The sequence below is a fragment of the Mesorhizobium sp. AR10 genome (assembly GCF_024746795.1).
Lineage (GTDB): Bacteria > Pseudomonadota > Alphaproteobacteria > Rhizobiales > Rhizobiaceae > Mesorhizobium.
Window position 1 is genome coordinate 1 of the sequence record NZ_CP080524.1, and the last position, 26,918, is coordinate 26,918.

At 55.0% G+C, this 26,918-nt stretch carries 22 protein-coding genes, 1 tRNA gene and 2 pseudogenes; 21 read left to right on the forward strand and 4 right to left on the reverse strand.

The features are described from left to right. From yacG to LHFGNBLO_RS03550, 4 genes are all read left to right on the forward strand, one after another. Entirely contained in the window at positions 1–198 is a 198-nt protein-coding gene (gene yacG, locus LHFGNBLO_RS03535) for a DNA gyrase inhibitor YacG (RefSeq protein ID WP_258604420.1), read from the forward strand. 195 nt (positions 199–393) lie between these two features. Then, a tRNA-Phe gene (locus LHFGNBLO_RS03540) sits at positions 394–469 on the forward strand. Positions 470–567: 98 nt separating this feature from the next. Beyond that, the gene (locus LHFGNBLO_RS03545; RefSeq protein WP_319944202.1) at positions 568–2,286 is read left to right on the forward strand and encodes a DUF6538 domain-containing protein; all 1,719 of its coding nucleotides are present in this window, start codon (positions 568–570) and stop codon (positions 2,284–2,286) included. Between the two features lie 203 nt (positions 2,287–2,489). Beyond that, positions 2,490–3,527: an HNH endonuclease gene (locus tag LHFGNBLO_RS03550; RefSeq protein ID WP_258604428.1), complete on the forward strand. Its 1,038-nt coding sequence runs from the start codon at positions 2,490–2,492 to the stop codon at positions 3,525–3,527. Positions 3,528–3,603: 76 nt separating this feature from the next. Here LHFGNBLO_RS03550 and LHFGNBLO_RS03555 read toward each other — a convergent pair whose 3' ends face one another. Next, complete coding sequence (locus tag LHFGNBLO_RS03555) at positions 3,604–4,089, reverse strand: hypothetical protein (RefSeq protein WP_258604433.1); 486 nt, start codon at positions 4,087–4,089, stop codon at positions 3,604–3,606. Positions 4,090–4,281: 192 nt separating this feature from the next. Here LHFGNBLO_RS03555 and LHFGNBLO_RS03560 point away from each other — a divergent pair, with 192 nt between their 5' ends. The 14 genes from LHFGNBLO_RS03560 to LHFGNBLO_RS03625 all read left to right on the forward strand — a co-directional run bounded on the left by LHFGNBLO_RS03560 (position 4,282) and on the right by LHFGNBLO_RS03625 (position 19,656). Next, on the forward strand, positions 4,282–5,946 hold the full coding sequence (locus LHFGNBLO_RS03560; protein ID WP_258604435.1) for a RecQ family ATP-dependent DNA helicase: 1,665 nt from the start codon (positions 4,282–4,284) through the stop codon (positions 5,944–5,946). A 154-nt stretch (positions 5,947–6,100) separates the two neighbouring features. Continuing rightward, positions 6,101–6,361 (forward strand): hypothetical protein, encoded by a 261-nt coding sequence (locus tag LHFGNBLO_RS03565; protein ID WP_127218519.1) that lies wholly within the window; start codon positions 6,101–6,103, stop codon positions 6,359–6,361. Between the two features lie 363 nt (positions 6,362–6,724). Beyond that, positions 6,725–8,143 carry a His-Xaa-Ser system radical SAM maturase HxsB gene (gene hxsB / locus LHFGNBLO_RS03570; RefSeq protein WP_258604439.1) on the forward strand — a complete coding sequence of 473 codons (1,419 nt, stop codon included), beginning with the start codon at positions 6,725–6,727 and terminating at the stop codon, positions 8,141–8,143. A 1-nt stretch (position 8,144) separates the two neighbouring features. Next, positions 8,145–9,305 carry a His-Xaa-Ser system radical SAM maturase HxsC gene (gene hxsC / locus LHFGNBLO_RS03575; protein ID WP_258604441.1) on the forward strand — a complete coding sequence of 387 codons (1,161 nt, stop codon included), beginning with the start codon at positions 8,145–8,147 and terminating at the stop codon, positions 9,303–9,305. 72 nt (positions 9,306–9,377) lie between these two features. Further along, complete coding sequence (locus LHFGNBLO_RS03580; RefSeq protein ID WP_258604443.1) at positions 9,378–10,190, forward strand: hypothetical protein; 813 nt, start codon at positions 9,378–9,380, stop codon at positions 10,188–10,190. 21 nt (positions 10,191–10,211) lie between these two features. Then, on the forward strand, positions 10,212–10,724 hold the full coding sequence (locus LHFGNBLO_RS03585) for a hypothetical protein (protein WP_258604445.1): 513 nt from the start codon (positions 10,212–10,214) through the stop codon (positions 10,722–10,724). A gap of 98 nt (positions 10,725–10,822) precedes the next feature. Then, complete coding sequence (locus tag LHFGNBLO_RS03590) at positions 10,823–11,272, forward strand: hypothetical protein (protein ID WP_258604447.1); 450 nt, start codon at positions 10,823–10,825, stop codon at positions 11,270–11,272. Between the two features lie 19 nt (positions 11,273–11,291). Beyond that, entirely contained in the window at positions 11,292–12,503 is a 1,212-nt protein-coding gene (locus LHFGNBLO_RS03595; RefSeq protein ID WP_258604448.1) for a hypothetical protein, read from the forward strand. Between the two features lie 249 nt (positions 12,504–12,752). After that, the gene (locus LHFGNBLO_RS03600; RefSeq protein ID WP_258604449.1) at positions 12,753–13,754 is read left to right on the forward strand and encodes a hypothetical protein; all 1,002 of its coding nucleotides are present in this window, start codon (positions 12,753–12,755) and stop codon (positions 13,752–13,754) included. 65 nt (positions 13,755–13,819) lie between these two features. Next, positions 13,820–14,872, forward strand: coding sequence for a hypothetical protein (locus LHFGNBLO_RS03605; protein ID WP_258604451.1), 1,053 nt, complete (start codon positions 13,820–13,822; stop codon positions 14,870–14,872). Further along, positions 14,869–15,546 carry a hypothetical protein gene (locus tag LHFGNBLO_RS03610; RefSeq protein ID WP_258604452.1) on the forward strand — a complete coding sequence of 226 codons (678 nt, stop codon included), beginning with the start codon at positions 14,869–14,871 and terminating at the stop codon, positions 15,544–15,546. Before LHFGNBLO_RS03605 ends, LHFGNBLO_RS03610 begins: the two co-directional genes overlap by 4 nt. Positions 15,547–16,296: 750 nt before the next feature. After that, positions 16,297–18,423 (forward strand): DNA/RNA non-specific endonuclease, encoded by a 2,127-nt coding sequence (locus LHFGNBLO_RS03615; RefSeq protein ID WP_258604454.1) that lies wholly within the window; start codon positions 16,297–16,299, stop codon positions 18,421–18,423. A gap of 9 nt (positions 18,424–18,432) precedes the next feature. Next, positions 18,433–18,678, forward strand: a complete 246-nt coding sequence (locus tag LHFGNBLO_RS03620) for a hypothetical protein (RefSeq protein WP_258604455.1) — start codon at positions 18,433–18,435, stop codon at positions 18,676–18,678. 33 nt (positions 18,679–18,711) lie between these two features. After that, positions 18,712–19,656, forward strand: a complete 945-nt coding sequence (locus LHFGNBLO_RS03625) for a DUF3616 domain-containing protein (protein ID WP_258604456.1) — start codon at positions 18,712–18,714, stop codon at positions 19,654–19,656. A gap of 117 nt (positions 19,657–19,773) precedes the next feature. Here LHFGNBLO_RS03625 and LHFGNBLO_RS03630 read toward each other — a convergent pair whose 3' ends face one another. Together LHFGNBLO_RS03630 and LHFGNBLO_RS03635 are read right to left on the reverse strand one after the other, a co-directional pair. After that, positions 19,774–20,529 carry a hypothetical protein gene (locus LHFGNBLO_RS03630; RefSeq protein ID WP_258604457.1) on the reverse strand — a complete coding sequence of 252 codons (756 nt, stop codon included), beginning with the start codon at positions 20,527–20,529 and terminating at the stop codon, positions 19,774–19,776. 27 nt (positions 20,530–20,556) lie between these two features. Continuing rightward, a complete protein-coding gene (locus LHFGNBLO_RS03635; RefSeq protein WP_258604458.1) occupies positions 20,557–22,284 on the reverse strand; it encodes an ABC transporter substrate-binding protein in 1,728 nt (575 codons plus the stop codon). Between the two features lie 274 nt (positions 22,285–22,558). Here LHFGNBLO_RS03635 and LHFGNBLO_RS03640 point away from each other — a divergent pair. Further along, positions 22,559–23,677 (forward strand): annotated as a pseudogene (locus tag LHFGNBLO_RS03640) (branched-chain amino acid ABC transporter substrate-binding protein); the annotation flags it as partial. A 229-nt stretch (positions 23,678–23,906) separates the two neighbouring features. Continuing rightward, positions 23,907–24,767, forward strand: coding sequence for a S1/P1 nuclease (locus LHFGNBLO_RS03645; protein ID WP_258604459.1), 861 nt, complete (start codon positions 23,907–23,909; stop codon positions 24,765–24,767). 107 nt (positions 24,768–24,874) lie between these two features. On the opposite strand, the gene LHFGNBLO_RS03650 is transcribed toward LHFGNBLO_RS03645, so the two are convergent. After that, positions 24,875–25,435 carry a recombinase family protein gene (locus tag LHFGNBLO_RS03650; protein ID WP_258604460.1) on the reverse strand — a complete coding sequence of 187 codons (561 nt, stop codon included), beginning with the start codon at positions 25,433–25,435 and terminating at the stop codon, positions 24,875–24,877. Between the two features lie 244 nt (positions 25,436–25,679). Here LHFGNBLO_RS03650 and LHFGNBLO_RS03655 point away from each other — a divergent pair. Beyond that, a pseudogene (locus LHFGNBLO_RS03655) lies at positions 25,680–26,125 on the forward strand (MucR family transcriptional regulator). The last annotated feature ends 793 nt before the right edge of the window (positions 26,126–26,918 follow it).

The following is a 26,918-nucleotide window of genomic DNA, read 5'->3' on the forward strand; positions in this document are numbered from 1 at the left end:
ATGAGTTCCGACGCCAAGGTCACGCCGCTGCGCCCCAGGCGCCCCTGTCCCGAATGCGGCAAGCAATCGGCGCGCGAAACCTACCCATTCTGCTCGACGCGCTGCAAGGACGTCGACCTCAACCGCTGGCTCAAGGGCGCCTACGTCATCACCGCCCGCGATGACGAGGAAGAAACGGACCCTGACGTGCCCAAATGAGGCTGTTCGAGACGACTTTGCTGCCATGGCTTCGGCAGACGAAGTTGGCCCATCGAGTCACTGATCTTTCCTGCCTGAAATCAACGTCTAAGCGCTGGACAGGCCGGATTCCCGTGCTATAACCCACGCGCTTTCAAGGGGCGCCTGCGGCGCTTTCGTGAAATCCGGTGTGCGAGATTTCGTTTGCCGGAACAGGCCCAGATAGCTCAGTTGGTAGAGCAGCGGACTGAAAATCCGCGTGTCGGTGGTTCGAATCCGCCTCTGGGCACCATCACCTTCCTAAGGTGTTGATAAAGCTGAAAAGCCAACAAAATTAAATGCTTAGGTCTACCCGAGTGCTACACACAGGTGTTACACATGGTCCTAGCTATGAGCCGTCCAACGAAACACCGTAAGACTGGCGTGTACTGGTTCCGCAAGCGCGTACCGGCTGACATTGCCGCGTTGACCGGCCGCAAGGAAGTCAACAAGACGCTCGGAACGAAGGACCCCGAAGAGGCAAAGCGGAAATACGCAGAGGTTCTTGCGGCGTTTGAGCACGAATGGGCGTTGCTTCGGCTCGGAAATCGCTCGTTCAATGGAAGCAGCTTGGGTAGTCTTGCCGCTGCTGGTGAAGATGCGCTCACACCGCGCCTCATTACAGACCGTGAGGCGCACCGTCTTGCCACGGCCGTGCACGACGAATGGATCGCAAAATTCCAGGAGAATCCCAGCGAACAGCTTCACTGGCACACGGAACTGTATGGCGGCATGTGGAAAAGGTACCCTTTGCCTTCAACCGATGCCGTTTCAGGAGTGGAGGGCGTCGCTGATCCTATCCCGGGGACGATGCCAATCGAAAACGTCTTTTGGAAGTCGATGCGGGCCGGATGCATTAGCAGGGCTGAGGCCATCCTCGCCGACAATGGCTACAGTGACGATCCGTGGAGCGTACACAAGACTGCACGTGCAGTCGGGGCCGCTCTGCAGCGAGCCAGCTTGACGCTGCAAAGGCTTGAACGCGGGGAGTTTGAACCAGAAGAGGAGTCCGCGTGGCTTCATCGTCCGGCAAATACCCAGCGAAATGACGGTCGGTCGCCGAAGACGGCGGCTGCAAAAGGGAGCACCGACGCAGCGACTTTGACTGGGCTCGTGAACGGTTGGTGGAAGGAGAGCAAAGCAGCAGGCAGAAAGCCGAGCACCTATGAAAGCTACAGAGACGCTTTTGCCTACCTTGTGCGATTTCTCAAACACAACGATGCATCGAAGGTCACGACCAAGGACGTGATCGCGTTCAAGGACCATCGACTGAGCACACCTTCGCCGAAGACCGGCAGGGTGATTTCGGCAAAGACATTTAAGGACAGCAATCTGTCGGCGTTGAGAGTCGTATTCGATTGGGGCGTCGCGAACGGAATCGTCGCTGATAATCCGGCTACCGGTGTTACCTTAAAGGTCGGAAAACCTGCTCGCCATAGATCGAAGGGCTTTTCAGATGAGGAGGCCAAAACTATCCTATCTGGCGCGCTATCTCATCAGCGAGGGCAAGAAAATCCGAAGACATTTGCGGCGAAGCGTTGGATACCATGGCTGTGCGCGTTCACAGGAGCTCGCGTAGGCGAATTGGCCCAGTTGCGAAAACAGGACGTATCCTTGCGCGGCGACGTCTGGGTCATTCGCATCACGCCCGACGCTGGAACGGTCAAAACCAACGAAGCCCGAGAGGTTCCACTCCATCAGCAGGTAGTCGACCTTGGTTTTCCCGCCTTTGTGCAGGAGGCTGCCAGTGGTCACCTCTTCTTAAATGTCGATCCGTCAGAAAACGTTCGGGGGGCTCTACGCGGCTTGAAAAACCGGCTTGCTGAGTTCGGGCGGACCTTCGTGCCAGATCCGAAAGTGGCTCCCAACCACGGCTGGAGACACCGATTCAAAACCATTGGCATGGAAGCCGGAATCCCTCCCCGCATACTAGATGCAATCGAGGGTCAGGCAGCTAGAACGGTTGCCGACACTTACGGTGAGGTCACACTCAAAACTATGGCGACGGAAATTGCGAAATTGCCCCGCTATTCGCTTGAGGTCCTTGATGCCCAGCCTCGGACAAGTTGACGCCCATGACGTCCAGCTTGGCAGTTGATGGACGCGATGTGCAGCCTCCCCCCAGAGGAGAATAGCGGACCAACTGTTGCTCGCCAACTTCGCCCGTCCAGCCATGATATCTTGAAATTGAGGGCAAACCCGGTCACCCTCCGCCGAGCCGGGCGAGTGTCCCTGACATACGGATTTGCTCGGCAATCTTTTGGGGGGCGCACATGAGCCTATCTGATCTGACGCGGTCAGCCGTCGAGTTGGCCATCGCCGAGTATGACGAGATCGGTCCCGAGCGCTTTTTGGAAAAGTATGGCTTCGCCAAGGCTCGAAAGTACTTTCTGGTCATTGGAAATCGTGAATATCACTCGAAGGCCATCGCGGGGGCAGCACATGGTTACCTTCCCGGCCAATCTATGCCGCTGCGCTCAATCGATTTCTCAGGTGGGGAGAACACAGTTGCGCACGTGCTGGACAATCTCGGCTTTGTCGTGCGCTCCACACAACCAAAGCCCCGCAATCCGACTTGGAACCGTGATGAGCTAATCCTAGCGCTCGATCTCTATTTGGAGAACCCAGCCTCTCCACCGGGCAAGACCAGCAGCAAGATCGCCAAGCTGTCGGAAGACCTGAACAAACTGGCCGTGATCCTCGGCGTTTCAGGTGATGGGCAATTCCGCAACCCAAACGGCGTCTACATGAAGGTGATGAACTTTCGGCGTTTTGATCCTACGTTCGCTGCCGTAGGTAAAGCTGGCTTGAGCCATGGTGGACGAGAGGAAGAGCTTGTCTGGATGGAATTCTCCCAAGCTCCCGACCTATTGCGCGCCGTCGCGACCGCGATCCGGGCCGCCATCGTCGCGGAAACGCTGCACACTGCCCAGCCTAACCTCGACTACATAGAAGAAGCGGAAGAAGGCCGCCTGCTAACGGTCCTACACCAACGAAGAGAACGTAACAGAAAGCTGGTGGAAGCCCGTAAGCAGAAAGCTCTGGAAGAGACGCACGAGCTTCGTTGCGAAGCCTGCGACCTGTCTTTCGGGGACCGGTATGGCCCGCATGGCGACGGCTTCATCGAGGTGCATCACGTTCGACCGCTCCATTCACTCAGAGAGGGCGACAAAACGGCTTTAACGGACCTCGCGCTTGTCTGCGCAAACTGCCATCGGATGATCCACCGTCGCAAACCTTGGCTGTCGGTTTCGCAACTCAGGACGCTGTTGAACGAGCTCTCCACGGCAGCTCGCCCTGAGACCCATTAAAACCGAGAAAGATTGGCGGTCCGAGGCTCATCGCGCAATGCAGTAGACCATTTTGTCTACCACGCCCCCACCGCGCTCACTGGCTGCAAAACGAGGATGGTTTGATCCTATACGTGGTCTCGGAGATCTTGGTCAGATTCCCGGATCCCACATCGTAGAAGCGCCGGACGCACGTGTCATATTTGCCGTTGCTCGTGTCCATCCAGTCAGCCTGCAGGAGAGTGCTGTCAATGCCGTATCGGAGCTGAAGCTGGTAGTTGTCCTCGCCGCCGAGCGGGAAATCGGCCACCCTCCCATCACGACCATCGATCAGGAATGCGAAAATGCACGAGGTGCCACAGCCGATCTCGATCAAAGAGAAGTGTCCGCCGTAATTCGGACCCGACTTCATACCGTTCCGAATCCTCGTCTTGAATTGGGCAATGGAGCCCACAAATTTTGGCAGGGCTGACTTCCCTTTGAGATACATTTTTGTGGGATAGTCACCGAATTTGGGCTCGGCCGCTGCCGGTGAGACGGCGAGGAAAATGGCGGCGAACAACACTGAAATCAGTTTCATCATGCTGCCCAAATCCCCTTATCGGCAAGGCAATGCCTCCGGAGACTAGGCCTGTCAAGAGCTTCCTACACTCGGTTTTAACTGAGACCTCTCACTATTCCGCGTAACTCGCGATGCTTTCGCGGGGACTACCTTGCCACCTGCTAAATGCAATCGGGGAATTTTGATCTGAACGTGCCATCCAGTAGCTGGTCCATGATCCGGCAGCAGGTTTTGCACCGTGACGGCTATTGCTGTGTCTCTTGCGGCATCAGGCTCAAGTCGGCGGATGCAGACGTCCACCATTTGCTCCCTCGCTCGATGGGCGGTACCGACGAAATGTCGAACTTAGTCACGCTCTGCGACGGCTGTCACGCGCGCCATCACCCAAACTTGGCTGGTGGTCTGGCAAGACGGGCGATTGAGAGATGGGCCGTGAGGCTCGCGAGATGGCTGGACCGAGAAGGATTGCTGACCGAAGCCACAGGTAACTTTGGACCTGCTCTACGCCTGTTTGGGCTGCAGCGATTTCGTTACGGTCAGTTGCCAATCATATTGGCGGCGCTTTCCGGAAAATCCGTGTTAGTCGTCAGTCCTACAGGTTCCGGCAAAACCCTATGCTTTCAGCTTCCCGCGGTGCTGAGGCGTGGGGTCGCCCTTGTTGTTTCTCCCTTGAAGGCGCTGATGTCCGAACAAGTGTCCGACCTTCTGGCCAAGAAAATACCGGCAACGTTCATCAACAGTGATCTCAGCCGCGACGAGAAGGAGACCCGCTTTTCTCTGCTTGGCCTGAAGGCCATCAAGCTCCTCTACGTGGCGCCGGAGCGCTTCTTCGTTCGCAGCGATGCGGAGCGCAGCCAACTCAAGCGGAGCGAGCCGTCCTTTCTTATCATAGACGAGGCCCATTGCGTTGACCGCTGGGGAGAGGACTTTCGACCGGAGTATGGCCGGTTGCGTGAAGTTCGAGAAAAGCTAGGTGCCCCACCAGTCTTGGCATTCACGGCGACCGCCGGAAAGGAGATGCAGGATCGGATCCTCGCGTCGCTTGGCATTCCGGATGCAAAGGTGTTCGTCCGCGATGTGGATAGGCCAAACATCGCGATGTTGCGACGGCATTGTCGATCTGAACAGCGGGCGCTGGAAATAGCATCCATGTTGGCGCTGCCCCAGTTGAAGGGGCAGAAGGCGATGGTCTTCGTCCCTACGGTAAAAGTGGGTGACGAGCTGCGAACTGCTCTGTCGGCGATGGGATTGGACATCCCATTCTATCATTCCAAGCTGGGTACTGCATGGGAGCGGCAGGAACTCGTGAAGCGCTTCTTGGGACAGAGCCGCCCAGTGGTCGATCAGATTGTCTGCACCAACGCCTTTGGCATGGGCCTCGACGTTCCTAACGTGCGGTTGGTGGTGCACTGGCAACAATCAGCATCTGTTGAAGACCTGTTGCAGGAGTTTGGCCGCGCTGGAAGAGATGGGAAGCCGTCGATCTCGGTCATGTTTCACGACGGTACGAGTCGAGGTGATACGGGACGCCTCAAATTCATGGCCGAGATGACTGTTTCGAACGCACCGGGGGATGAAAACCAAAGGGCGGTCATGCTGGAACAGCGGACCCGGAACATCGATCAAGTGGCCGGAATGCTCCGCTCGACTTCTTGTTTTCGTAAGTCGATCCGCAACTATTTCGGCGATAGCGAGAAACGGCACAAACTGAGCCTTGCAGAGCGGATCCTAGAATGGGTTTTTGGAACACCTGCGCCGAGAACCCACCACACCGCTTGCTGCGATAGCTGCGACGCCGCAACCATCAAAAAACATGGCACGATAGCTTATGTTACGCAGGTCATCGGAGGTGAATTCCCGCATTTAAGGCGAAAATAACGACAAATTGTGCTCAGAAGACGGAAGCTGTAAACGCGACAATACAGTATTTGGTTGGAACATTTATTGATCTCTTAAGCACTTCTCCACAATCGGCACTTGCCCGGCTTGGCCCGTTTTGCTAATGAGTTCGTACAACCGGGGGGTCTGGATAATGTCGAAGCGCAATTTTCTGTCACCAATGGCCTTGTCGGCCACGATGATTCTCGGCGGCCAAGTTCAGGCTGCAGTCCTTGTTGAATCGGCAAATCAGCCTTCAGCCAAGCTCGCTGAAGCTGGCACTGTTCCGGCAGACCTCGGCTACGGTGAGGTACTCGACCGCTCAAATGGTACGGACGTTATCATGGCGTATCACACCAGCCATTCGAGCCATGCTAGTCACGGGTCACACTGCTCTGGCTACAGCTATTGTTGATGTCGGACACCCCTCGCGATAGCGAGCTCGTCCAGACAGCCCAAGTCAAGTTTGATCTGTCAGTCTTCAGCCTCGACTGTGTGAAGCGCGCAGCGTATCGAGTAACCGGGAACGCTGCGGTTGAGATCACGATCGAAGGGGGCTTCGCAGTATGCACGATCAACTTCAGTCAGGCGGCCGTGCGAGCTTCGGCTGACGCAGCGATAGAGAGGCTGCGGCTAGAGGTCTTGGATCAGGACCTGCGTAGCAGCATCGCCGTCGAAACCGCCACGGTTAGAAACGCGATACTGGCGCTGGCGTTTTCCAGATCGGGCCTGCAGTCCGATGACTAAGTTTGCTCCGGCAACTGAGTTCCAACGACCGTTGGACGACACATACCAGCTTGCGTACTTCCGTTTTTCCCAGTTGGACAACGAGCGGTATGTGCTGACCAACCAAGCGGGCGAATATTTGGTGTTGCCGCGCGCTGTGCTGGCTTCGTTTGTCAAGCACGAGCTTCCCAGCACACACCCCGCTTACTCCCGCCTGCGTAGCAGGCAGTTCCTCTTTGATGCATCCTCCAATATCGGCCGAGAATTGCTGGCGTTGAAGGTCCGCACCAAGGCAAAGAGGCTCGAGAATTTCACCTCGCTTCACATTATGGTCGTGTCTCTGCGTTGCGAGCACTCCTGCCCCTACTGTCAGGTATCCCGTCAAAGCGAAGATCGCTCAGCCTTCGATATGTCAGAGGAGACTGCCGAGAAGGCCTTGGCGCTCATTTTCCAGTCTCCAAGTCCGGCTATCAAGATCGAGTTCCAAGGCGGCGAGCCGCTTCTGAATTTCCCGTTGATCCAACACGTCGTGCATCGGGCTGAAGCGACCAACAAGGTCGCCGCGCGATCATTGCAGTTCGTTATCACGACGAACCTCGCTGTCGTTACGGATGAAATCCTAGAATTTTGTCGCCAACACAGCATCCTGATCTCCACATCGCTTGATGGTCCGGCTACTCTCCACAACGCCAATCGACCGCGCCCGGGAAAGAACAGCTACGAGTTGGCCGTGGCAGGCATCCAGAGAGCCAGACAAGCTCTTGGCCATGAGCGCGTCAGCGCACTTATGACGACCACGAAGGCCAGCCTTCCACTTGTCCGCGAGATCATTGACGAATATGTGCGGCTAGATTTCCCCGGAATATTCCTTCGGCCGCTTTCCCCTTACGGCTTCGCGGTCAAGACGAAATCGTACGCCGCCTATGACGTGGACCGCTGGCTCGACTTCTATTTCGACGGGCTTAATTACATCCTGGAACTGAATCGGAACGGCATTCCGTTCAAGGAGTTTTACGCGGCCACCATCCTTACAAAGATGCTGACGCCGTTCGAGCCGGGATATGTGGACCTGATGAGCCCGGCAGGCATCGGTATCTCCGCCGTTGTCTACAACTATGACGCCAGCGTCTATGCGTCCGACGAAGCGCGAATGCTGGCCGAAATGGGCGACAAGACATTTCTGCTCGGGGATGTCCACGAAAACACCTACGCTGAGATTTTCGGGTCCGACGCTCTCCTCGATCCTATCGAGCAGTCTTTTGCAGGCTCCGTACCGATGTGCGCCGACTGCGCTTACGAACCGTTCTGTGGCTCCGATCCAGTGTTCCATACCGCAACGCAGGGCGACTTTGTTGGCCTCAAAACGCGGTCGGGATTCTGCAATCGTAACATGTCGATCTTCAAGAGGCTGATCGACCTTATGGAGAGGGACGTTACCGCCCGAGAACTCTTTCTAAGTTGGGCGAATTAGGATGTTGCGACTGAGTGGCTTCGCTGCGTCAGCAAGCGTCGGTGATTTCTCACGGCGAGTGGCACTTAGGCTCGTGACGGGCCAAGCTGAACAAGCGCCTAACCCGGAGCATGATGCGTATCTTTTCACGGGCGAGAATGCCCATCCTGAATGCCGGTGGGTTGTTACCTTTGAAGAGCATCAGGCGGAAGCTGCGCGACTGTTTTCGAGCCAACGACTGATCGTTTTGCCCGACTATTTTTGCTACCTCAGCGAAGGCGACGTCATCCGCTTTGTGCCCGACCGCAAGGCGGTGCGCGTCCTGTTTCGAAGCGGAGCCAGCGCGAACTATTTCCTTGTGACCGAACGATGCAATCATCTGTGCTTGATGTGCTCGCAGCCACCCAAGGACGTTGACGATCGCTGGTTGGCGCGGGAAATCCTGGATGTGCTGCCCCTACTGCCTGCCACGACACCGTTTCTCGGGATCACCGGCGGTGAGCCAACGCTTGTTGGCGAGGACTTTTTTGACATTTTGGCTTCGGCTCGTGACCATCTCCCTTCGACACCCGTTCACGTTCTCTCCAACGGCCGGACGTTTAAGGACAAGGCGTTCGCCGAGCGATATCAAGCTATTGGACACCGCCGCCTGTCGGTAGGCATACCGATCTATTCCGCGGACCCGGAAGTGCACGACTATGTCGTTCAATCCAAAGGCGCTTTCGATGAGACCATCCGCGGGATCATGAACCTGAAGTCCGTCGGGGCTGAGGTTGAGATACGAGTTGTCGTTCACAAGCAGACCTATGAAGGTCTCGCCGACCTGTCAGATTTCATTTTTAGAAACCTCACTTTCGTAGACCACGTGACGTTCATGGGGCTGGAGATCACTGGCTTCACAAGGGCAAATATGGATAAGCTCTGGATGGATCCGTACGACTATCGAAGTGAGTTGCGGGCGGCTGTGCAATATCTGGCTGCGGCTAGGATCAATGTTTCAGTCTACAATCACCAGCTCTGTCTTCTTGATGGCTCCATCCATCAGTACGCAAAACGCTCGATCAGCGATTGGAAAAATGAATACGCCGATGAGTGCAGCGGCTGCTCCCTACGCAATAAGTGTGGCGGCTTCTTTTCATCCAGCAGCCTCGCGAAAAGCTCTCACATCGCGGCATTTCAATAATATAACACCGATGTGCATCGGGACTTTCACGAAACCCGATTCAAAAGCTAAGGCCGTCCGATGCGAAGCTACTTGAGAAACTTTCTCGCGCTAATTGTCATCCTCAGCTTCACGACAGCGTCAATCGCAGATGACTTTAATGCCATTCTGTTCGGTCATTCAGTCGAAATTTACGGCGAGACCGAGGAGACGATGCATCTTGATGGAAAGCCGACCATTACAGACGGTAGACTCACAATCGACGAAATCACAACTGTGAACGGAATTCCAACATTGGTCGGCAACAGCCTGTCCGGCGGCAACGCTTGCGAAGGATCACCCTTCATTGTTTCGTTCCCCCCTAGCGGCCAGCCTCACATTGACGGGCCGATCGAAGGAGCCGACTGCGCGTTGGTAACCCGCAAGGTTGAAGACACTGCGATTACTTTTTCCACAGCTCCAAGTGCCGGAAGGGTCGGCAAGATATGGGTCTGGACGCCCTCCGCTGGCCTTGCTGAGCAGGCGTCCGTTGAAATGCAGCCCGATTTGACTAAGGGCTTCGCGACCTTGCGAGAGCGCACTGTCAAACACCCGTCTGACCTTTTCAGCTACGGGGAAATTAGCAGTGCCATCAGCGACCTCCTTGGCCCCGACCTCGGTGCCTACCGGGAAACGCTTGATGGGACGGGCTCCGGGAAATTCGTCGGCGACGACTATGTCGGCACGGCTTGCACCCCACATATGTGCGGCCTTCAGGAGGCATTGGTTTTCGTGTCCGCAAAAGAACATCGCATCTACGCGGCGTGGAAACCGGATCAAAAGAAGATAGAAGTCCGGCCGCCTCTAGATGAATGGCCGGACAAGGCTCAAGCCGAACTGGCAACGTGGGCGCGAAAATGGATGTAGCTCGGATTTGAGGTGATAAACTTGCAGCTGAGATATCCGTTTGCCTCTACAATCGCGGCCTGCGTCGTTTGCGGTCCGGTGTTGGCCCAGTCAGCAACCGAGCATCACGTCTGGCAAGATAAGCGTAAATTCGAGCCATATAGCCGCACTGCAGAGTCAATCACCGGCACGATACGGCTCTCGGGAAATCCAGATTTCGCCATCCCGGGCAGCAAGCTGGCGATCACATTCGGAAACGGCAAAAAAGTTGGTCTAACCTCGGTGGGCGCATCTTGGCGTCAATGGGACGAAACGGGCGATAAAAAAGCGACCGCGGAAGTTTTCAAATTGTCGCGGGATCCGGGTGCTCTTAGAAATGGCAACACGCTTTGCGGCGATCCGAAAACTGACCCGGCCAGATACGTCGTGTTTCTTGAAAAATCGTCGTTTGGAGGTTCTCTGCTGCTTGGGATGGCGGTCTTTGGATCGAAATCCACTCCGCACGACATCAATAGCCCAAACCTCTGCGGCACTTTCAATTACTCTACAGACTGAACCGGCCGTCTGGCCGATTGGGGCCGCTGCGAGTGATTAGAGTACTTTGAGCATCATTGGGGACGACTATGAAGTTTTTCAGGTACGCAAACGCAGTCTTGGCCATCGCTATCTCCGCTTCAGCAGGATGGGCCGATGACCACGATCCCATCTACTACGGAAGTCGCGCCGGTATGCAGCTTACCACCGTATCGACGGAAGGCATCGGCACGGCAAACGCCAAAATTCACGTACGGCACACGCCAAAGGATGCCAAGGCCTTCTGTGTCCAATATAACTCGGACTACTCGATGGCTTGCGTCAAGCAGACAATGGCTTTGGTCAAAATCGACGATTATGTGACCGGTAATTGCGTCAAACGGACTTGGTTGGATCTATGGAACGAAAAGTTCGCGTTCCTCGGCCCCGCCAAGAAGTCAGACGAAATGATCGCCGATTACGCTATAAAGCGCGTCAAAACGGGCGAGATTCTCGACGGCACAACCGCTTCGGGATACTGGGTCGAACTCGGCATTTTCCAGCACCTCTGCCCCGGAATTGCGAAATAACATGCGTTGGAGGCTTCGCGTGTCGCTTTCGCTCGGCATCTTTCTCGGTCTGGCCGGGATGGTGCAAGCTGCCGAGGTGAGGTTTGTCGGGAAGGTCGAGCACAAAGGAAGTGAGGCGGTAGGTTTTCGACTTGAAGGCGAGATCAATGATACTGACTCCGCTAGCGTCAAGGTCGCATTGGCGAACGTTGGGATCTCAAATGATGGCGAGGTTTGGCCAAGAATTGTCGTCGAACTCAACAGCTCGGGTGGATCTTATCAGTCTGGGCTCGACTTAGCGCTGCTCTTCCGCAGGTTAGGGCTGGCGACAGTTGTCAGATCTGGAGACCATTGTTTTTCCGCCTGTGCGCTGGCGTTCCTTGGCGGCACTCAGCGGGCAACGGATCCGACACCAGCCCCCGAGGATGGACCTATTCCGGACCAGCTTCCGGATCGTTCGATCGCACGTGACGCCTTGCTTGGTTTCCACGCTCCGTATCTCGCCCTGAGCGGGTCTTCATACACTGCTGACAACGTCTCAGAGGCGTATACCGCTGCTGTCTTGGCAATTTCGCGGTTTATAGCCATTGCCGACCATTTGTATGTGTCTACCGCCGAATTGCCGAAGCTTCTCAAACCGACACGAGATGACCTCTATATGGCGGACAACGTTGATGCGGTCAGATTTCTAGGAATCGACTACATCGACTATGCCCTGCAGATTCGCGACCTTAAGGGCATCACACCATCGATGATCCTGAACGCCTGCGTAAATCGATACTACCATCTCCGAGGGCGAAGCAGCCTCGCCGGGTACGGAATGGCAGCCTCTGTCAGGGAAGAATTTGTCGAAGGCTCGAAACTCCTTGAGAATGGTGAGGAGAAGGAGGTCTTCGGCGTCCGGCGCATCAAGTACGGCGAACGTCCAACAAATATGGTGTTCACACCGATAGCGAAAACCGATGATGGTAGAAGCTTTGTCTGGTGCCTGTTTGGTCCCGGAGGATCTGATGCCACAACCATCTATAAGCCCGCCGGAACGGTTGAGGAGCTGTTTGCAGAACTGAGGAACGGACGCGGGCAATGGTGGGAGTTCTCAAGCTCGCAAACAACTATGAAAATTAGTCATACCGACCCGATTGAAACAATGATGCGGGTCCTCGACATGGTACCGCCAGAGACAAAACTAAATGACGTTGGCAAGATTGTGGAGCAGTACCAAGCAGATGAAATGAATATCCCGTCGCCATAAACAGCGGCAAATGATAACAATCTTTTCAACCTGCAGGGGTCGGTCGATAGTAGAGGGCCAATAGTGTTCCGACATTCGGCATACCAGCGATTACGACCCGGCTCAGCACTTCGACCAAGTAGTCAAAGAGGCCCTCTCCTTCGATTGACGGGTGCTCTTTAACGACCACACCCAACAAAGCAGGAAACCTGTAATATTGGCTCGGAGAGTGCTACACAACGGAGATTCGCATGTGGGAGCAGGATAGGCATGGGTGAGACTGCGGGTATAGCGCAAATTGCAGAGATAATTTCCGACCAGATTTTTTCCGAGTTTCTCTGGACAAAAATTGGACCAGTCAACGTTGACTTCAAATGCGACAATTACGAGAGCCACAAGGTAGCTACGCATCCAACCGATGTCGTCTTTTATTACGATGAGCCTTACGACGACGTTACAACCTATGTTCAATGCGATCTCAAAAGCTACGCTGCGGCTTCGATCGGGCGGTCACAAATCGAGAAGGCCATTGTTAGCCTTTCCGCTCAGGTCGCCTGCGCAGAGATAAGCGCCGAGTGGCAAGAACGATATGTGCACAAGCACAAGGACTTCTCAGTCTCAGGTCTCCTATTCATCTACAATCATGACGGAGGGTACGATCGGACATTTGGTGATAACCTTGAGAAATTGGACTTTGACGACCTACACACTCCCAAGAATGGAAAATTGGTCGTTCTTGGTCCCGCCGAGATTCATTGGCTCAATAATGTCAGCCAAGAAATACTACGTATGAGAGGGAGATCAGGGGCAGCGCGACTACCAGATCGAGGAGCTTGCTCTTTCTTTTACCCGCAGACGGTGCGCCGTGCACAGCTCCGCGGAAAACAGCGATGCGCCGCGTCGTTGGAAATGCTTACCGGCCCGTGGATTATTTTGCAATATGACGGAAACAGCGAGAGAAAAGCGGGGTTGGTAGTGTTTTACAGATCACCCGGTGAAACGGTTGATGAATTCCTCTACCTATTGGATTATATGCGCCAGCATGGATTGTTTGACCTTGAGCGTCAAATATTCATTCGCTCCATAGACAAAGCGGGCACGTCGCTACAAAATTTTCAAAAGGCACGGCTTCATTATATAGAAGCTATGGGCGCGACTGATGAAGGGAAGAATAGTCTATTGGACGTCTTAAATAACATAAGATTCGAGCTAATAAACAATGTAATATCGACATTTTCCGAGATCCAGATTGGAATGTCATATGACGGATAAATTGCCTTTTTTGGCAGCTACAGACAAAGATATATTCGACTTTGCTCATGTCATCTAAAGGGAGGATGAGCGAAGGTGTGCTACGTGGAATCGCGCTAACCCGTGGAATTATCTATTCTCCCAAAACTGACCGAGAGCGGCTTGCCAGTGATATTTCCATCCTGCCTCATGATTTTGCCTCGTTGACCAAACTGATCGAGAGACGGGAATATCAGAATAGAAACGAGAAGAGGGCTTACGTGGACGTGCCTGTGTCTCTCACCCATGACGAGATTAGTGAAGTCGTGCGAAGTTATAAGGATGAGTTTGAAGGCGAGGATGAGTTGACTACTCAGCAACGGAGATTGAGAGAAGTCCAGCTGAATGTCGCATACGATGAAATAGACTATTCTAAGACGAGATTAATACAGAGACAACGGAGAGACGCCAACATCGAGTTTATCTTGGAGAGCGACCGAACTACGATAAGGATGCCTGCAACGGAAAAAGCGAGAGGTGTCGTTGATCGATTGATTAAAAAAATTAGTCAACTTAAGCTTCAGTCTCTTACACCTAGGGATTTGTCACTGGATGGATTGACGGCGGATCAACGGACTACTTTTTTTATGAGTATGCTTCGAAATATTCCAGGATACCAGTTGCAGACGGTCGTTAGCATAAAGTGCGCATCGGGCGATGATGACGTCGGCGAAGACCTTGAGATGGATATCGAAGAGAAGGAGCGCGCGGTCGAGAGCGAAATCGTCGGCAAAATAAACAGCGTCGCTCTAAGTGGTATGAACCTCTTGCAGTCTGAGGAATATCAGTCGCTCAAAAAGAATGGGTTTTTCATCACAGCGGTAACTTGGAGGGCGCTTCAAACGGAGAGGCCTAATGATCTCATGCAGTTCGACGTTTCATTTGACGAGCCTCGCCAAGGCAAAGGTTTCAAATTTGGGGTCAGGATCGCTCGGCGACTGACTGACGGAACTACCACTTCCGACTTCAAACCCCTTGACCCAAATAGGCAGCCTGCGCTTTGGAGTCTGGTGGAGCGCACATCGGCAAACGCACTCGACGAGATTATTGCTTCAGGAGCTCCCGTTCAAGAACCCGCTGAAAGAGTGACAGCGGCATGACCCGGCGTAGATGGCTCCGTGTCCGCTGGCCTTTCGATATGAGAACATTGGGGGAGAGGCTGAGAGCAATACCTTTCACGGCTTCAACACAAAACGGCTTCATTCTGGATCGGGTGCGGCCCAACTCTTTGGAGGGGCGGTTTATCGAGCGCCAAGATATCAGTCAGATTGTGGAGAGTCCCTTAGGAGAGAAAATTGTTTATGAAAGAACCGAGTTTCGGGACATTGGCTTCGCGGTTAATCCATCATATTCGGACCTCGAAATCATAAATCCGCCTAGGAGCATGAGTTTATTTTTGTCGCGCCTTGGGGAAGCTTGCAATTTCGAAGTGTCTGTCAGCGAAATTAAGGTAGATGTTATTAGATGGTGCGAGCGTTTCTCGAAGGAAACAAACAGGGAAATAAAAATAGTTAGCTGCCAGATGCGAGATATCAAGCTCACTGAAGGTGTTATGGCAACCGCGATTTTAAAGGGTGCCAATGACGTTCGTCTCGCTGCTGATAAATTGACGAATGGCGCTTCATATACGAACGACAAAATAAGAGTTCAGATTGAGGGCTCACCGATTAACACCCTCATCCTTACCAGACAGGGTTCGGCGAGCATTGATAAGAGCGCGTCTGAACCCCTGCTCGAAGCACTGCGGAGATCCCTACACTATTCATTAGATTGAGAAGGTTTGGCAGGCCATAGGTGACTGAACGCCGCTTCAACGAACGGACGCTGTTCGGCCAGCACCGCCCATATGCGCAAGTCGACCACGAAAGACGAGAACATGTCATATTAGGGTATACCCCCGCGTGACGTAACACCATTCACCCTAGACGATGTAACATCGTGATTGGCGTCGCCCCATTTGTGACAGTCTAGCCTTGAGCCTAAACCGTGAGGTGACACTAAACGAACCGCACTGGCTACGGTGATGACCACCTTTCCCGAGCAGGGAGGCGTTTCGTCACGCGGTTCGCGCGTCCTGCTCAGGTAGGTCAGTCGAATTCTACGCGCTCCCTTCCGTCTCAACTTCTTCATCGATTTCGTGGGCCGGCTGACATGCGTTGGTTTGCGGCAACTCCCGTAGCACTGCGGCGTTCGAACCGTCCCGCTCGAAGTTGTCGGCCATTGTTGACCTTCGCCTATTCCAAAGGCTCAAAGGTATGAAAACGAGATAGTATGCTGGCAAACAAAGGCCTCAGCCGAAAAGCAGTGAAAGACTTGGCATTATTTTCTCGTAAAATAATCGTTCTCTTGTCAATCAGGAAAAATTCATGGATAGTTAACAACTCGAGCGCTCGCGGACGCTCTAGCCGCAACAATTTGCCCACAAAGGCGGCGGAATCGTTTGATTGAAGCGTGCACTATACTTCTCTGTAGGCAGAGAGGAAGGCGGTCCGCACTGCGGACGTGACCGCCGAGGGTAGGTTTCATGGGGGTCATAGAAACCCAGATTGCGAAAGCAGAGGCACGCTTCGGTCCCGACGTGGCGGCAGCGGTAGCCTTGCCTAGTAGCACGGTACCGTACGACGTCGTTGTAGGCGATGTCGCGGAGAAAAGGTTAGCGTTCCTCACCGCGACTCTGCCGGACCCCTCGAAAGCGGCAGAAACACTCGAACGAATCCTGTTCGGCAATGAGTTGCAACCGATCAGCTATTTTGAGCGGGGCGCAATTGCTGCGCGCGCCGTTGCTCGGATCGCAATCCGGTCGGTGGCGGGCTCGGGATGGGCCACAGGTTTTATGATCAGTCCAAGCGTCCTGATCACGAACAACCATGTCTTACAAGACATGTCGACTGCCAGAAGATCTTTGGCTGAATTTGAATTCGAGCTCGATCTTGCGGATCAGCCCACCGGTCCTGTGAGCTTCGAATTTGATCCCGACAGACTCTTCTATACGTCAACCGACCTTGATTTCACCGTCGTGGCTGTCAGGCCGGAGTCAACTACGCATCCTCAAAGGCTTGAATCATACGGCTTTCTTCCTCTTGTCGAGGAGGAAGGAAAGGCGTTTGAAGGTGAATGGCTGACGATTATTCAGCATCCTAACGGGGAGCGGAAACAAGTCTGCGTTCGGGAGAACCGGCTAATCAAGCGCGCCGAGCAAGTTCTTTGGTACGCAACAGACACGATGGGTGGGTCATCTGGTTCCCCGGTCTTCAACAACGATTGGTACATCGTAGCGCTCCATCACAGCGGTATCCCTGAACGGGTAAACGACAGGATTCAGTCGATTGATGGTCGAGATATCGACCCAACCGACATGGACGAGACGCAGATAAAGTGGATTGCCAACGAAGGCATCCGCGCTAGCCGTATCGTCAAGGCGCTGAGGCGAGAGCTCCCAGGTCATCCGATGCTGCGACCGCTCTTTGAAGCAACGCCGCAGTCTGCCCGAATTTCCGAGCGGCCGCACTCTTTGGCAGTCGCATCGCTCACTCCCTATCGAATATCAAAATCACAGGAGAACCTCACCATGCCGGACCGTCCAAATTTCCCGATCGACGTGCGGCTCAGGATCGATGCCGACGGCAACGCCTCCATCCTCGGCTCTTCGGTGGGTGCGGAAGCGACTTTTGAGGCCGGGGAAGCGCGCCCTCAAAAGTCAAGGACGGCTGCGTTCGAAGCTCCATTCGAACCCAACTACAGTAAACGTAAAGGCTATCGTGAGGACTTTCTCGACAAAGGTGCGCCTGTCGGATTTCCTGAGATAAGCCCGGGTCTGATGGCAGAAGTTGCAACGCTGGTAACGCCGCAGGGCAAGAATAACCACGTTTTGCACTATTCCAACTATAGCGTCGTGATGCATGCACGGAGGCGATTGGCAATTTACAGCGCGGCCAACGTCGATTTCGCAAACCGCTACGACCTTCCACGCCCTCCGGACACATGGCGGCGCGATCCGAGGATCAAGCCAGAGCACCAGCTCGAGAACTGGTACTACGCTTCCAACAATTTTGACCGTGGGCACCTCACGCGCCGCGAAGATGCGGAATACGGTGCTACCCGTTTGGATGCACTGGCTTCGGCTGCAGACACCTGCCATTGGACAAACTGCACGCCGCAACATGCAAAATTCAACCAGAACAAAGAGATCTGGCAGGGCATTGAGCGCTATATTCTCGAGTCGACCATATTTGATACGGCACGGGAGATTCGGGCACAGGTGATCACCGGTCCGGTGCTCGACGACGGGGATCCTGAGTACAAGAAAATCCAGTACCCTGTGCAGTTTTGGAAGGTCGTCGTCGCACTTGACGAGAAAAAGCAACCTGCGGCCACCGCCTACATCGCCAGCCAAACGGACGTCATTGCCCAGTTCGGCATAGAAGTTGCTCCCTTCGGTGAGTTTATGCACTTCCAGACGACCGTATCCGAGATTGAGCGGTTGACGGGCCTGACTTTCGTGGGGGCTCCCGGTCAGTTCCTTCGCGAAACTGACCCGCTTCGCGCCCGACCAAGGCCGCGGCGTTCAGTAGCCGGAGCGCATGAAGCACTCGTGGCGGGCGGTGCAGGACCGTATTGGCCAATCCGAGAGCTGGAAGACATCTCGACCTAGTTAAGAAGGATGTTTGATGCCGATGCCTTACGTCGTGCTCAAGGGTCGCCCGACCATCAACCGTCTCGGTTGACGCTGGGAGGCACGGTCGAGGCAGGCGCGAAGCAGGTCGTCGAGATCGTCGCGCCCGTGGCGCTGTCGAATAGGGGTGGCATCATCACCCTGCTCGGCGAGAGGGGAAGCAAGGTTCATGGCGTTTCCTATACGAAGGAACAGGCCCAGCAGCCAGACCACACCATTCCGTTCCAGAGCTGACGGGGCGTGATGACGAAGAAACCGGCAGAGCGGGTGCGGCTCGACTATGCGGAGGCCGCGACGGAGGACGTGTTGCACAATCTGTCCGGAGTGGCGGCGGGGGGCGGTTTGCTCTGGACGGTTTCGGACGAAGGTCGGACATTCGAGTGCCTGGAAGCGCGAGAAGGCGGCTATACGCTGGCCCGCCAATATCGCATCGACGAGCTGATCGCGAGTTGGCCCGGTGCCGGGGCGGGAAAGGGCGGCGCGGAACTCGACCTGGAAGCGGTTGATGTCGCGCAAGGGGCGCTCTGGCTTTGCGGCTCGCACTGCCATGTCCGCCTGGCCTCCGAAGACGACGACAGGGACCAGCTCCGCGCGGAAATCCGCCATCGGCCAAGCCGGCATCTGTTAGCGCGCATCGCCCTCAAGAACGATGCGCCGTCTTTAGGCAAGGTGAAAACCGCCCCGAGAAAGGGGCCATGTTCCATTCGAGGCATTCTGACCAGCGATCCCTATCTCCAACCGTTTCTCGATCTGCCGAGCAAGGAAAACGGCCTCGATATCGAAGGCATGGTGGTGACCAAAGATGAGGTGCTTCTGGGGCTTCGCGGTCCGCGGCTCGACAACAGCGCCGTCGTCGTTCACCTCAGGCTCAACAAAGACCTAGAGGTAAAGAGCTACAGGCTGTCCTTTCTCGATCTCGGCAGCCTGGCGATCCGTGATCTTAGCCCGAACGGAAGTGCTATCTTTATCATCGCCGGCCCAATGGGCGATGCCATGGGGCCGTTTTGCCTCTACCGCTGGGAGCCGGAAGTGACCCCGCTGATCCAGCACCCCGAAAAGCTCTATACTTGGCCGGCCGGCAGCGAAAAGCCAGAAGGGTTGTGCTTTCTGGGGCGAAACGGCAAGCCCGGCCACCTGATTGTCTATGACCGGCCCGACCCGAGCAGGATCGACGGCAATGCATACCAGGCTGACTGGATGGCCATTGACTAGAGCGTTGCGATGGATGCGTTCTTAGTTTTCGATCACCGGGACTGGTGGGTAGGATCGACTAGGCAGTTCGTCGGTTGAAGGGTAACAGCGCGATTGACTGTCGGCAGGGTCTTTTACTCAATTCGGCAGCTTGGCAGATGCGTTGTAGAAGGGGCATTTCTTACTCGGTTCGTTCCCTGCCGCGAGTTCGAGCTCCGAAGCACATTTCGAGCAAACGCTATAGACGAACTGTATATCTTCGAGCCCTTCAAGATTTAACCAAACGCCAGGTCCTCTCACTACAATCGGATCGCCTTTCTCGATTGAGCATGCTGGAGACAGATAGACCTGCGGTTTGTCGTTGGTTCCGAAAAACTCAGCTACGACTCCTTCATAACTCTTGCGATCCCCAGCGAAAGTGAATATGGCATATCTATTAGTATGGTTCCTTTTATACTTGCTGTCCAGATGAGGTTGGCCGTCTGTAAATTTCTCGTTGTACGCGTTTTTGAATAGTACTTTAATTAACTCAGAGTGGCTCGAAGTTAAAACGATATCTTTTCCAAATACTCCACGAAGACCTCTGGAAACATAATCTGTAGTGTGAGCCACACCAAAAACAAAACCCAAAACCACGGACGAAAAAAATATCGCTGACAGCACCATCGGCGAACGGATTGTTGAATCGAACTCGAAAGGGATGCCGCGCAATTTTCCATAAATGTGAACAGCAAGGAGAGGTATTGCGACGCTCATCGCCGTCAAGGCGATGTATACAATTGGCAGTTGTGAATCTCTGATTTGTGGGAAATCGCTGATGAAGCTCGCCACGAACAGGGCAATAAAACCCGGCAAAACGTAGATAAGCCAACGTTGATCACCCAGGAAATTCATGCTGCGCCCTCCGTTGCAAGGTGACTCTCAGTTGCACGTTGGCTTGCAGATTCCGCTGCAGCATTGCTGCTCCGCGCCACAAGCAAGAGCATTGGCAGTGCATGTCTCGGGAGCACTGGTGGACCAAATGTGATGATGATGTTCCATTGTTGGATGCATCTCTACTCCAAACAGGCTGCTCCTGTGATGGCGAAATATCGACCGCCAGCATGGTTGAATGATAATCCCGGCGTCCTGCAGCATCTTCTGGATATCCTTCATCAGTTCCCGTCGTTTATCCGCATCGGCAATCGACAGAGCAGTTTTAAGCTTGGCGTCGAAGTCCGGATTCGAAAATCCGGTTTCGTTCCACGGCTCGCCGGTGCGGTAGGCGAGGGTCAGCACCTGGACGCCGAGTGGACGCATGCTCCAGTCCGTGGTCGACCAAGGATATTTCGTCCACTCGAGCCAAAAGCTCGATGACGGGATGCTCTTGCGCTTGATCTTGAAGCCTGCTTCTCGACACTGCTCCGCAACCGCGTCACTGTGTTTGTTTGAATCTTCCGAATCCTCGGAAATGAGTTCGAACTCGAAGTCCATCTGACCGGCCTCGATCATCAGCGCTTTGGCCCTTTCAAGATCGCGGGAGACCTTATCCAACTCGAAGTACTCTGGATGGATAGGGCAGACGTGATGATTTTCGCCTACGGAGCCCAGACCGTTGTAGCCATTCTTCAGAATGGTCGCATTGTCGACCGCCAACTGCAGGGCCTTACGCACACGCGGGTCATCGTACGGCTTGCTATTCACATTTGTGCGGCAGACAATCGTTGCCGCGGTCTTCGCTTCGGACAGAACCATGCCCTGCGCGCCCTCGAGCGCGCGGACAACTTGACTGGTGCTAACGTCGTTCATCTCGATCTCGCCAGCTTCGAAAGCGGCAACGATGACTGAAGGATCGCTCCCAAAGTCAATATATTTTATCTGTTCGAGACTGGCTCTGCCGCCCCACCAGCCGCTCTCCCGGCGCTTCAGCAGTGCGCTTTGGCCGACATCGTATGAGACAAGCTCGAAAGGTCCGGTCCCAACCCTCGATCCGTTCAAAAGATTGGCTCCCGCCTTGTCAAAGGAGCGATGAACAATCAAAGCCGGGTAGTCAGAGAAGCTTGGAATTATCGCAATGTCTGGATAGTGCAGCTTGATCCGGATTGTGTGATCGTCAATCTTTTCGATGGCGTCGTCGGCCGCTTTTCCGGTATTTGGGTCTATTAGGCCCTTCATTCGCGAAGCCATCGAGTTGCGCTCTACTGACGTGTCGGACCAGCGCCTAAGATTGAAGATTACGTCATCTGCTTGGAAATCATCCCCGTTGGTCCATTTGACGTCCTGCCGGACATGCAGAGTGTACTCGGTTGCATCATCATTCACGTCCCAACTCTCAAGCAGCCAAGGCCGAAATGTGAAGTCGCGAGTATATAGAACCAGCGGTTCGATAAAGGCTCGAGCAACATTGCCCTGTTCTACCCAGTCGAAAAGGCGCGGGTCGCTGATTTCCTTTATGGACATTGAGCAGCGTATTGTTCCTTCCGATTGCTGTGCGCGAGCGACCGGCAGGACGAGCCCGAGCAATCCATACGCGGCAACTGTGGTTGCCCCGAGTGCTGTCGCAAGGGCAAGGAACTCGCGTCTGTCCATTTGTCCAGCGAGCGCCTCGGCTGCAAAGTTCGATATGGCAGGATGCAGTTGCTTTGCGTTGTCGGTCCGACATGAAGCCATCGCTCAGTCCCCTCATATATTCGCATGTGAGAAAGGGCGTCTATGTGATTGCTGCCTAAAACAAGCATTTGTTCTCGAATTGTACCGTCTTGAATGATTGCATCATTTCTAAATTAGCGCTAGATTTATAGCAATAAATTCGTTTACGTGCTGCCTTTTTATTGCACGAGATAATCGCGATGTTCCGACTTGATTAGTCGCGAACGGAGCGTGTTTTCTATTGCCCCGCGTGCGACCAGAGAACCAATAGAGAATCAAGAAGTTGGGGGGGTAAATGGTAAGTTTCGCGAGAATTGGCTTTGTTGGTGTTGTCTGCCTTTTCGCGATTGTTAGTCCGACGCTTGCTGTCGCAGATATCATAGTGGGCGTCGCCGGCCCGATCACCGGCCCGAACGCCGCCTTCGGCGCGCAGTTGCAGAAGGGCGCCGAGCAGGCTGCCGCCGACATCAACGCTGCGGGCGGCATCAACGGCCAGCAGATCAAGCTTGAGATCGGTGACGACGTGTCGGATCCGAAGCAGGGCATCTCGGTCGCCAACAAGTTCGTCGCGGACGGTGTCAAGTTTGTCGTCGGCCACTTCAACTCGGGCGTCACCATCCCGGCGTCGGACGTCTATGCCGAGAACGGCATTCTCGTCATCACGCCTTCGGCGACCAACCCGCAGCTTACCGAGCGCGGCCTGTGGAACACGTTTCGCACCTGCGGACGCGACGACCAACAGGGCAAGGTTGCCGGCGATTATCTCGCTTCGCACTTCAAGGACGCCAAGATCGCTGTCGTCCACGACAAGACGCCGTATGGCCAGCGGCTCGCCGACGACACCAAGAAGGCGCTCAACGCCGACGGCGTCACCGAAGCCATGTATGAAGGCATCAATGTCGGCGACAAGGACTTCTCAGCCCTCATCGCCAAGATGAAGGACGCCGGCGTCTCCGTCGTCTACTACGGCGGCTTGGACACCGAAGCCGCCATGATCATGCGTCAGCTCGCCGACCAGGGCCTCACGGCCCAGTTCATGTCGGGCGATGGCATCGGGTCGAACGAACTGGCCTCCATCGCCGGCGACGCCGTCGAAGGCACGCTGATGACTTTCGCACCTGATCGACGCAGAACCGCAAAGGAACTCGTCGAGAAGTTCCGTGCAGCCGGTTTCGAGCCTGAGGGCTACACGCTGTACTCCTACGCCGCCTTGCAGATCGTCGCCGCCGCCGCCGCGAAGGTCGGCTCGTCCGACGACGCGCAGAGGGTTGCAGCAGAGATCAAATCGGGTGGCCCATGGCCAACTGTGATCGGCGACATCGCCTATGACGCGAAGGGCGACATCACCCGCCTCGACTACGTCATCTACACGTGGAAGCGTGACGACGGCAAGTTCGCCCCCCTCCAAACGAGTTCCCCAGAGACCTGCAGTTCCAGCGCCTGCACAGCAGACCAGGTATGCTGCAAGGGAACCTGCAAGAATTCCTGTCCTTAGGAGGCATTGGCGACCTTAGTCACATCGTCGGAAACGCGTTTGGGTGCACGCAGCTCGCATGCCTCCAGAGAGAATCAAGGCGTTTTTGAGAGTTTCGTTGCATCAGGTCGAGTGGGCTACGTCTGCGAGCGAAAGTTCGGGGGATTTCATGAGGGTAACAGCAACAACAGCAATATTGATCACGCTAGCGTTTCCAGAGGCGGCTTTGGCATGGGGAGCGTCCGGCCATTCCATCATTGCGGAAATCGCCCAGAGGCGCCTTAGTGCCTCTGCCGCCGCGAATGTCGAAAATTTGATTGGCCATGCATCGCTGGCTTCAATCTCAAGCTGGGCCGACGATTACAAGTTCACGTCAGTTGGTTCGAAAACCAAGCGCTGGCACTTCGTAGATTTCGATATCGCCGAGGAAAATCCGAGTACTGCTGAGGCGTGCAAACTGGAAAGTGAGGGCGACTGCTTAATTCTTGCGCTTAATAGGGAGGTAGCGCGCCTTGCTGACCCTGCGCTTCCCCCCCTTGCGAGACAAAATTCACTGCGTTTCGTCGTCCACCTAATGGGTGATCTTTCGCAACCATTTCATTGTTCCGAGCACGCAGGTGACGGTGGCGGAAATGGGGTAAAGGTCGACTTCGTTGGCAAGTATCCTGACGGCAAAGAGGCAAAATTCTCTGGGAATCTTCACAAACTCTGGGACGACATCCTAATAGAAGCGCACGCATTCAGTTGGGGCGCATACCTAGAGGAGATCGAGACTACAGTTATACCAAACCTCGCAGTCTCTGATCAGCGATATGATCATATCTTTGATTGGGCCAAGGAATGTCACCAAGTCGGCAGGCGGGCCTACGCCATGTTGCCGGCCGGTTGGGAATCCGTTGTCGGCGCTGGCGGCCCGATAGCGCTTGACGCCAAATATCAGCAGTCGGTTCAAGGAACGCTTGACCAGCAACTTGCGATCGGTGGTCTGCGACTGGCCGCCGTGCTGAACAAGGCGTTGGGCAGTAAGTAAATGTTGCCGTTGGCCTGATCTGGATCGCTCCAAGTGCCACACGTCCTGCACTGGCACGAGGGGCCTGGAAACAGCTCGGACATATTAACGATTAACGTCGGTCAATGCTAGGCACTCGACAGCGTCGAATCTCTCAGGACGCGATAGACCTGCATCCTGGAACACCCAAGCGACGACGCAATGGCTGTTGGCGTTTCTCCTAAAGAATACCGCGACTTAATGGAGTCATAGTCCAAGCGTCGTTTACCGCCGCGATATGAACCTACAGACTTTGCCTTCTCGATACCTTCGCGTTGGCGTTCCTTGATGAAACGCCGTTCCATTTGGGCAACCATTCCAAGCACGGTCAACACTATGTGCCCCATGTCGCCGCGCGTTGAGACATGCGGGTCGAGGACGGTAACGAAGGCCCCTCGTTGTTCACATTCATGGATCAAATTTAGAACGTCACGCGTGTCACGGCCGAGCCGATCGAGGCGTGTGACGACCAGTTCATCCCCCGGCCGAAGAAAATCGATGATGGTTGCAAGTTCTGCTCGACCGTCACGGCTGGCCCCAGAGACCTTTTCCGATCGAATGATGGCGCAGCCTTCGGCCTTCAGCTTGGCGATTTGCATGTCGAGATCTTGGTCAACGGTGCTGACGCGGGCGTAGCCTATCCGGCTCATGCGGTGTCACCTCAAGGTTTAGGCCCGAGGCTACATTGTCACAAATAGTCGGTGTCAACTCCGATGTTACGCGGTGCCCGGCGGACCGTGTTACGTCACTTCAGGGCATACCCTGAAGTGCGAGCTGCGAGGCTGGTGGCGCGCGCCGTCGGGAGCGCGTGACCGTCACCCATCTATCGATTGCCGCAGTGACTTTGATCGGTATATTGGCCGCGGCCTTGCAACCTCACAATCAGGATGATTCATGACCGAAGCCGACGATCATGCCGCTGCACTTATAAATCTCACCACCGATATCGTGGCGGCGTTTGTCAGCAATAATTCGGTGCCAGTCGCTGGACTGCCGGAACTAATAACGTCTGTCCATTCATCTCTCTCCGGGGTCAGCCAACCACCGGTCGCCCCTATCGAACCGAAGGCGCCGGCCGTCAATCCGAAGAAGTCGGTTTTTCTAGACTACATCATCTGCCTGGAGGACGGAAAAAAGTTCAAGTCGCTGAGGCGACACCTCAACACGGACTTCGGGCTCACCCCTGACGAATACCGCGAAAAATGGGGCTTGCCGCGCGACTACCCCATGGTCGCGCCAACTACGCTGCACAGCGCTCGGCCCTGGCGAAGGCATCCGGGCTTGGCCGCAAGGCTGCTCCCGTCCAGAAGGCGCCGGCTAAGCGGAAGGCGAAGGTCTAGGGGTAGGTCCGAGCGCGCCCTGTTCGGCCCGGAAGTCGAGTTCATCCCTGAGATCGGAGGCGGCGCCGGCGTAAGGCTCAAGAAGTCACCTGCATCTGCCACCCAAATTTCAAGACCGCGAGGCCGGCATCATCGAAAACAACGAGATGTAACCCGGCTGCGGCGTGTCTCATCCCAATGCAATCCCCAATTGGTAGACTCCTACGATGCACCGGCAGCTAGTGCTTCCGCCGGGCCAAAGGAGGGAAATGCCCGCGCGGACTGGGAGGAAACGATGTCTGTGCAAAAAGAAGACTATCGAACGAATAGAGCCGACTACGCGATTGCTGCGACGCATGGCGCGGATGGCGATCGAGCTGAGCTACTGGCAAGAAAAATGAAGTCCCTTTGGCTGAAAGATCGGCGATCCGCCAGATTGTCCGCACACCCGGGGGAAAGTTCGCCAGGACCCAAAACCAGACCGCGCGGTTAGTGCACCGGTGACTGTGGGCAGGCATAGCTTCCGCGATCGCACCATAGGCAACTGCGGCCCGTCCGCTAGGTTGTTCGGGCGGCGGACCTTATTTCCGCCTGGCCGGCGCCTACCCACCCCAGGCACCCCAACCCCGCCCTTGGGCGCCGGCCACCTTCTCCCTGCTTGTTTACAAGCGGACAGTTGTCGAAGAGCTGCCCGTTATTAAAGAAAGTGCTTGGAGGGTAGGGTGTTGCACACATGCTCGTCGCAACGCGTCTGCACCAAGGTACATTTCAGCGACCGAACCGAGGCGCAAAAGTCGTCGTTTGAAGGGTTAAG